Origin of the sequence: Streptomyces murinus (assembly GCF_002154555.1) — a bacterium.
Lineage (GTDB): Bacteria > Actinomycetota > Actinomycetes > Streptomycetales > Streptomycetaceae > Streptomyces > Streptomyces murinus.
In genome coordinates, this window is sequence record NZ_MUNF01001011.1 from 1 (window position 1) to 1812 (window position 1812).

At 67.7% G+C, this 1812-nt stretch carries 1 protein-coding gene, 1 tRNA gene and 1 pseudogene; 1 reads left to right on the forward strand and 2 read right to left on the reverse strand.

What is annotated here, in order from left to right:
* Nucleotides 1-78 precede the first annotated feature (78 nt).
* Together CCN72_RS37300 and CCN72_RS41240 are read right to left on the reverse strand one after the other, a co-directional pair.
* Nucleotides 79-150, reverse strand: a tRNA-Gln gene (locus CCN72_RS37300).
* A 22-nt stretch (nucleotides 151-172) separates the two neighbouring features.
* Nucleotides 173-828: pseudogene (locus CCN72_RS41240) on the reverse strand (hypothetical protein).
* Nucleotides 829-994: 166 nt separating this feature from the next.
* Here CCN72_RS41240 and CCN72_RS37310 point away from each other — a divergent pair.
* Nucleotides 995-1812, forward strand: an 818-nt coding sequence (locus CCN72_RS37310) for a sensor histidine kinase (RefSeq protein ID WP_167408752.1), incomplete at its 3' end; no start/stop codon positions are given.

The following is a 1812-nucleotide window of genomic DNA, read 5'->3' on the forward strand; positions in this document are numbered from 1 at the left end:
AGATGTGTATAAGAGGCAAGGATATGGGGGCGGGCCCTGAGGGGGCGTCGGCCGGTCAGGACCCGAACTGGGTATTTGCTCCCCCGCCAGGACTCGAACCCGGACAGATGGCACCAAAAGCCACAGTGCTGCCAATTACACCACGGGGGAACATATTCGACGAAACGGACATTTAGTCTGTCCGTCGAACGGCGCCTCCTACTATGCCGTACCAAGCGCCTTCCATGCGACGGTACAAGGTGGCGCTCTGCCTGACGTAGACCACGAGGCAGCCACGGTAGTTGGCGCCCGTGTTCTTGCGGACCGTTCTGGGATTGTGCTTCTTCAGCGTGGCTCGGCTGAACTTGGACACATCGACGCCGACGACGTCGGCCCAGTACTTCTCGGCGGCTCGAACGTCTGCGGTTTCGTGAATGCAGACGCACAGAGCGAGTCGGTCGGGTGCGACCTCCTGCAACTCCAGCCAGCGCAGAAAGAGCTTGCTTGGACTTGGAGCCTTCCGCCCAGTAGAGGGCGACGCCCGCGATGAAGAGTTCCCGGTCTGTCAGTTCGCCGATGGAGGCCGCCGCCTCTCGCTTGGTCGCCGCCCTCTCCTGCTCCTGGGACGCCCGCAGTCTCGCCAGCCCCGCGTTCATCCGGGCCCGCTGTTCTTCCGGTGTGCACTTCGGCTCGGGTTGCGGCAGGTCTCGTACCCACAGGGGGACCGAACTCTTGGAAGATCTTCAGCCGGTCGCGGATCTGGCGGAGGCTGTGGCCCGCCCGCCGCAGCGCCACCGCCTGTCTCCGTAGGTCCTCGAAGTCGGCGTATTTGCCGTGGGTGTGTGCCATGGGCATACCGTCCAGGCGGAATGCGTGCTTCCGGGGTCGAACGGAATGAGTTCAGTAGTTCGAGTGATACCGGGAGGTTTCGATGTCGGTTGGTTACGGAGTGTGGTGTGTGGAGGTAGGCGAAAGTCACCGGAAAAGCCGCACGCGTCGCCCGTAGGCTGGACGCATGACCATGACGGGGGAAGAGCACACCAGGGGGCTGACCGGCCCTTGGTGGTGGCCGCGCCGGCGCAGCGCGGTGTTCGACGGAGCGCTGGCGCTGGCGTCCGCGCTGGAGTGCGGTGCGGAGGGGATCGGTTTCGCCCGGGACGCGGGAATCCCGGTCTGGGCGGGTGTCCTGTTCGGCGCGGTGGCCGGTGTCGTGCTGCTGGTGCGGCGCAAGTGGCCGGTCGCCGTGGTGCTGGTGGCGATCGCGGTGACCCCGGCGCAGATGGGTTTCCTGCTGGGCATCGTCGGCCTGTACACGCTGGCCGCGGCCGAGGTGCCGCGCCGGGTGATCGGGGCGCTGGCGGGGATGTCGCTGGTGGGCACGGCGGTGGTGACGTTCGTACGGGTCCGGCAGGACATGGCGCGCGGCGATCTGACGCTGGGTGACTGGTTCGTGCCGTTCGCCGCGGTGGCGACGGCGTTGGGGCTGACGGCTCCGCCGGTGCTGCTGGGGTTGTACGTGGGGGCGCGGCGGCGGTTGATGGAGAGTCTGCGGGAGCGGGCGGACAGTCTGGAGCGGGAGCTTCAGCTGCTGGCGGAGCGTGCCGAGGAGCGGGCCGAGTGGGCGCGCAACGAGGAGCGGACGCGGATCGCGCGGGAGATGCACGACGTGGTGGCGCACCGGGTGAGTCTGATGGTGGTGCACGCGGCGGCGTTGCAGGCGGTGGCCCGTAAGGATCCGGAGAAGGCGGTGCGCAATGCCGCGCTGGTGGGGGACATGGGGCGGCAGGCGTTGACGGAGTTGCGGGAGATGCTCGGGGTGCTGCGGGCGGGGGA